This window comes from Roseateles sp. P5_B10 (genome assembly GCF_056400485.1).
This window is the reverse complement of the sequence record NZ_JBFULE010000368.1, coordinates 1-5204: the sequence shown is the minus strand read 5'-3', so window position 1 is coordinate 5204 and position 5204 is coordinate 1. Positions and strand designations below refer to the sequence as shown.

The 5204-nt window shown below is 64.8% G+C and carries 10 protein-coding genes; 1 reads left to right on the top strand and 9 read right to left on the bottom strand.

The annotated features are described in order from the left end of the window. A partial coding sequence (locus tag AC1DU6_RS19505) for a S1C family serine protease (RefSeq protein WP_477859002.1) occupies positions 1–980 on the top strand: 980 nt, incomplete at its 5' end. Here the strand turns inward: AC1DU6_RS19505 and tatC are convergent. From tatC to AC1DU6_RS19460, 9 genes are all read right to left on the bottom strand, one after another. Further along, entirely contained in the window at positions 968–1771 is an 804-nt protein-coding gene (tatC, locus tag AC1DU6_RS19500; protein WP_056192870.1) for a twin-arginine translocase subunit TatC, read from the bottom strand. The two genes, AC1DU6_RS19505 and tatC, sit on opposite strands and share 13 nt — an antisense overlap. Next, complete coding sequence (gene tatB, locus AC1DU6_RS19495) at positions 1768–2247, bottom strand: Sec-independent protein translocase protein TatB (protein WP_457324414.1); 480 nt, start codon at positions 2245–2247, stop codon at positions 1768–1770. Before tatB ends, tatC begins: the two co-directional genes overlap by 4 nt. Continuing rightward, positions 2248–2484 (bottom strand): Sec-independent protein translocase subunit TatA, encoded by a 237-nt coding sequence (gene tatA / locus AC1DU6_RS19490; RefSeq protein ID WP_056192876.1) that lies wholly within the window; start codon positions 2482–2484, stop codon positions 2248–2250. It lies immediately after the preceding gene. A 122-nt stretch (positions 2485–2606) separates the two neighbouring features. Further along, positions 2607–2954 (bottom strand): histidine triad nucleotide-binding protein, encoded by a 348-nt coding sequence (locus AC1DU6_RS19485; protein ID WP_457351475.1) that lies wholly within the window; start codon positions 2952–2954, stop codon positions 2607–2609. A 12-nt stretch (positions 2955–2966) separates the two neighbouring features. Next, positions 2967–3335 carry a DUF4870 family protein gene (locus AC1DU6_RS19480; protein ID WP_457326339.1) on the bottom strand — a complete coding sequence of 123 codons (369 nt, stop codon included), beginning with the start codon at positions 3333–3335 and terminating at the stop codon, positions 2967–2969. After that, positions 3332–3670 (bottom strand): phosphoribosyl-ATP diphosphatase, encoded by a 339-nt coding sequence (locus tag AC1DU6_RS19475; RefSeq protein ID WP_477858998.1) that lies wholly within the window; start codon positions 3668–3670, stop codon positions 3332–3334. Before AC1DU6_RS19475 ends, AC1DU6_RS19480 begins: the two co-directional genes overlap by 4 nt. Continuing rightward, the gene (hisI, locus tag AC1DU6_RS19470; protein ID WP_457326341.1) at positions 3663–4052 is read right to left on the bottom strand and encodes a phosphoribosyl-AMP cyclohydrolase; all 390 of its coding nucleotides are present in this window, start codon (positions 4050–4052) and stop codon (positions 3663–3665) included. Before hisI ends, AC1DU6_RS19475 begins: the two co-directional genes overlap by 8 nt. An 84-nt stretch (positions 4053–4136) precedes the next feature. Then, entirely contained in the window at positions 4137–4562 is a 426-nt protein-coding gene (locus AC1DU6_RS19465) for an NUDIX domain-containing protein (RefSeq protein ID WP_457351477.1), read from the bottom strand. Beyond that, positions 4559–5204 (bottom strand): ATP-binding protein (locus AC1DU6_RS19460; RefSeq protein WP_477858996.1); only part of this gene is annotated, 646 nt, incomplete at its 5' end. The genes AC1DU6_RS19460 and AC1DU6_RS19465, both read right to left, overlap by 4 nt.

Genomic DNA, 5204 nt, shown 5'->3' with positions numbered 1-5204 from the left:
TCTCGCAGGCCGCTCGCGTCGCGGCGCCGGCCGTCGTCAGCATCACGGCCAGCAAGGCGCCGTCGCGCGCGGGCCGGGCGCATGAACAGCTGTTCGGCTTCCCGTTCGGGCTGCGCCAGCCCCGCGGCAGTCCCCAGCTTGGCCTGGGCTCGGGCGTCATCATCTCGGCCGACGGCGTGCTGCTGACCAACAACCATGTCGTCGAGGGCGCCTCCGACATCGAGGTCATGCTCAGCGACGGCCGCCAGGCCCAGGCCAAGCTCATCGGCACCGATCCCGAGACCGATGTGGCCGTGCTGAAGATCAGCCTGCCYGATCTGCCGGTCATCGCGATGGGCGATGCGGCCAGTCTGGCGGTCGGTGACGTCGTGCTGGCCATCGGCAACCCCTTCAATGTCGGCCAGACGGTGACGTCGGGCATCGTGTCGGCGCTGGGCCGCAATCAGCTGGGCATCAACACCTTCGAGAACTTCATCCAGACCGATGCCGCCATCAACCCCGGCAACTCGGGCGGCGCGCTGGTGGACGCCGATGGCCGGCTGGTGGGCATCAACACGGCGATCTTCTCGCGCAGCGGCGGGTCCCTGGGCATTGGCTTCGCCATCCCGGTCGACGTGGCCCGCCAGGTGGCGGCCTCGCTGCTGCAGGACGGCGTCGTCGCGCGCGGCTGGATCGGCGTGCAGACGCGCGAGCTGACGCCCGAGCTGGCCGAGGCGCTGAAGCTGGGCGACGCCAAGGGCGTGCTGATCGGCGGCGTCGTCAACGACGCGCCGGCGGCCAAGGCTGGCATCAAGCCGGGCGACGTGCTGACCCGCATCGGCGAGCATGCCGTCACGACGCCGGCCGAACTGCTGGCCAGCGTGGCGGCCCTCAAGCCCAGCAGTCAGGTCGAGGTGGGCGTGCAGCGCGCCGGCAAGGCCATGCACTTCCAGCTCGCCGTGGCTCAGCGGCCCAAGCCGCAGCGCGATCAGGACGACTGATCGGGGGTGGTCTGCTCGGCCTCGTCGGGCGCCTTGGTATGGCGCACGAAGTAGGTGGACGCAAACAGCCCCACCTCATAGAGCAGGCACATCGGGATCGCCAGTGCGAGCTGTGAAACGATGTCGGGCGGCGTGATGACGGCCGCAACGATGAAGGCCACGACGATGAAGTAGCCGCGCCATTCGCGCAGCTTCTCCACCGACACGATGCCCATGCGCACCAGCACGACAACGACGATGGGCACCTCGAAGGCCGCACCGAAGGCGATGAACATGTTCATCACGAAGCCGAGATAAGCCTCGATGTCCGGCGCCGCCGTGATGCTCTTGGGCGCAAAGCTCTGGATGAAGGCGAAGACCTTCTTGAAGACGAAGAAGTAGCAGAAGGCCACGCCGCCGAAGAACAGCAGCGTGCTCGACACGACCAGCGGCATCACCAGGCGCTTCTCGTGCGAGTACAGGCCCGGGGCGACGAAAGCCCAGGCCTGGTAGAGCACGATGGGCAAAGCCAGCATGAAGGCCGCCAGCATGGTGATCTTGATCGGCACGAAGAAGGGCGCGATGACGTTGGTCGCGATCATCTTGGTGCCTTCGGGCAGGTTGGCCACGAGCGGCGCCGCCAGCCAGTCGTAAAGCTGGCTCGGCCCGGGGTAGAGGCACAGCACGCCGAAGCAGACCGCGATGGCGATGACGGCGCGCAGCAGCCGGTCGCGCAGCTCCATCAGGTGGGTGACGAAGGGCTGTTCGGTACCGGCCAGTTCGTCGTGGTCGGGGTTCTGGAAGGAGCTCATCGGTTCAGGCCTGGTGGGCGGAATCGCGCCACGCGGGCAGCTCCCGATTGGGTATGACGCTTCACACCGGCCTTCTGCTTGAACCACATCGGCGTCGACCCGCGCTTGAGGCGCCAGTTTTTCTTGGGGTGGCGGTACTCGGGCGGCGGTGGCGCGATCGTCGTGCCGGCTTCGTAGGACGAATCGCTGGTCACGTCCTGCCAGGTCTGATTCATCGCCTGCGTCGCGGTGTCCACCTCCTGGCGCACGCTCTGCTCGACGTCCTGGACCGCCGTCTGGAACTGGGTCTTCATCTTCTGAAGCTCCTCCAGTTCGATGGAGCGGTTGACCTCGGCCTTCACGTCCGCCACATAGCGCTGTGCCTTGCCCAGCAAGGTGCCCACCGTGCGAGCCACGCGCGGCAGCTTCTCGGGGCCGATGACGATCAAGGCCACCGCGCCGATCAGCGCGATCTTGTCGAAGCCGAAGTCAAGCACTTAGGACTTGGTCTTCGCGTCGACGTCGACCGTGTTCGGGTCATTGACCTTGCGGGCGGTGACCTGTTGGGGCGCAGCGGCTTGCTCTTCGGAAGTCGTGCCGTCCTTCACCCCGTCCTTGAACCCCTTGACGGCTGCGCCGAGGTCGGAACCGACATTGCGCAGCTTCTTGGTGCCGAAGATGGCGATGACGACGACGAGGACGATCAGCCAGTGCCAAATACTGAATGAACCCATGATGTTGACTCCTTGTGGACTGGCTCAAATTCTAGGTGAGGGATGACCCTAGCATCCTGGGTCATTTCGAGGCCGATCGCGTTCCGGTGCGATCGTGCTCAGCCCTTAGGTTTGGTCACAACTCAGCCTTTCAACCACGGCCGAGGCCCGCCCATCACATGCAGATGCAGGTGCAACACCTCCTGACCGCCGTCCGGACCCGTGTTGATGACGTGGCGGAAGCCGTTGGTGACACCCAGTTCCTTCATCAGCCGCGGGCCCAGGGCCGTCATCTTGCCCAGCAGCGCGGCCTCGGCCTCGGACACGTCCGCCATGGAGGCGATGTGGCGCTTGGGGATGATGAGAACGTGGACGGGTGCCCAGGGATGGATGTCATGGAAGGCCAGAACGTCCTCGTCCTCATAGGCCTTCTTGCTCGGGATCTGGCCGGCGACGATCTTGCAGAACAGGCAGTTGGGATCGTGAGTCATCTTTTACTCGCTTCAGACCGGCATGGGTTTGCCGTCGTTCCAGTTCAAGAAGCCCTTGACGAGGCGATAGAGGAACCAGATGCCGTCAACGGCCAGGATCACGAAGCCCACGCCCAGCAGCAAGGTGGCAAAGCCCAGGATGCCCCATACCAGGCTCCACCAGAAGGTACGGATCTGCCAGGTGAAATGGCTGGCGTAGACGGTGCCCGCAGTGTCCTCGCGCTTGATGTAGTTGATGATGATGGCCACGATGCCGGTAAAGCCGGTGAAGGCACTCAGGGCATAGAGGACATAGACCACCATCGTCAGCTGCTTGAGGCTGGCCAGCTTCTCGGCAGGCGCGCCGACATCCAGCGCCGCGGGGCTCGGATCGTTGTTCATGGGGCTTCTTTCGGCAGCTTGTTGCGGGACGCAAATTCTTCCAGGCCAGACAAGCCCTCGCGACGCGCAAGTTCCCGGAGCACGTCCTCGGGCTTCAGCCCGAAGTGGGCCAACGCCACCATGCTGTGAAACCACAGGTCGGCCACTTCATAGACGACCTTCTGGGCGTCGCCATCCTTGGCGGCCATGACGGTCTCGGTGGCTTCCTCGCCGACCTTTTTCAGGATGGCGTCCAGGCCCTTGTCGAAGAGCTTGGCGACGTAGCTGGTGCCGGGGTCAGCACCCTTGCGGGACTCGATGACCGCGCCGACGCGGCAGAGGATGTCGTCACTCATAGATCTTGCTCGGATCCTTCAGAACGGGTTCGGTGGCACTCCAGACGCCGTTCTCCAGCTTCTGGAAAAAGCAGCTGTGGCGGCCGGTGTGACAGGCAATGCCGGGCTCATGGCCAAGTTGGGTGATGGTCAGCAGCACGACGTCGTTGTCGCAGTCCATGCGAATGGCATGCACCTGCTGGAAATGACCGCTCTCCTCGCCCTTGTGCCAGAGCTTGCCGCGCGAGCGGCTCCAGTAGACGGCCTGGCCGCGCTCGGCCGTCAGGGCCAGGGCCTCGCGGTTCATCCACGCGAACATCAGCACGTCGCCCGTGCCCTGCTCCTGGGCGATGACAGGCACCAGGCCCTTGTCGTCCCATTTGATTTCGTCCAGCCAGTTCATTGCCCGCCCGGCCGCCCGAAGGGCAATGGCGCCCCCTCGGGGGACAGAGAACGAAGTAAACGTGGGGGCTGCGTTTCCATGGTTTCAGTCTAGGTGAGTGGGGCCGACGTGGTTGCGTTCTGCCGCGAACCAGTTCAGGACCGGGATGGTGCCCGGCAGCACAGGCTTGACCTGCACCGGCAGGCTGGCCCAGGCCATCTGCTGGTTCTCCAGCATCTGGAAATCGCCGGTCCACTCGAAGACCTTGCAGAAGTTCAAGCGCACCAACGCATGCGGGTAGTCGAAGATTTCCGTCTTCCAGGGATGCGCGGCGCCGATCTCGATGCCAATCTCCTCGCGCAGCTCACGCGCCAGCGCCTGCTCGATGCTTTCGCCCGGCTCGACCTTGCCGCCCGGGAATTCCCAGTAGCCGGCGTAGACCTTGCCCTCAGGCCGCGAAGTCAGCAGGAACTGGCCGTCAGGCGCGACGAGTACGCCAACCGCCACTTCAGTGATGGGACGTTCGGTCATTCGGCGCGCCCCGCCATGTCACGCGCGAACTGGTAAGCCACACGGCCCGAGCGCGAGCCGCGCTCCAGCGCCCAGATCAGCGCCGGCTGGCGTGCCCCTTCAATGGCGGCGTCGTCCACGCCAAAGTGGCGCAACCACTGCGCCACGATGGCCAGGTATTCGTTCTGGCTGAAGGGGTAGAAGCTGATCCACAGCCCGAAGCGCTCGGACAGCGAAATCTTCTCCTCCACGGCCTCGCCGGGATGGATTTCGCCATGCTCGCCATGGGTGCCCGCAAGGTTGTCGACCATCTTCTCGGGCAGCAGGTGGCGGCGGTTGCTGGTGGCGTAGATCAGCACGTTGTCGGTGGCGGCAGCAACGGAGCCGTCAAGCACGCTCTTCAGCGCCTTGTAGCTGGCCTCGCCTTCGTCGAAGCTCAAGTCATCGCAGAAAACCACGAAGCGCTCCGGGCGGGCCGCAACCTGTTCGACCAGGTCCGGCAGGTCCACCAAGTCGGCCTTGTCGACTTCGATGAGGCGCAGGCCCTGGCTCGAAAACTCGTTGAGCACGGCCTTGATCAGCGAACTCTTGCCCGTGCCCTTGGCGCCCGTCAGGAGCACGTTGTTGGCCGGCTTGCCGGCGACGAACTGGGCGGTATTGCGC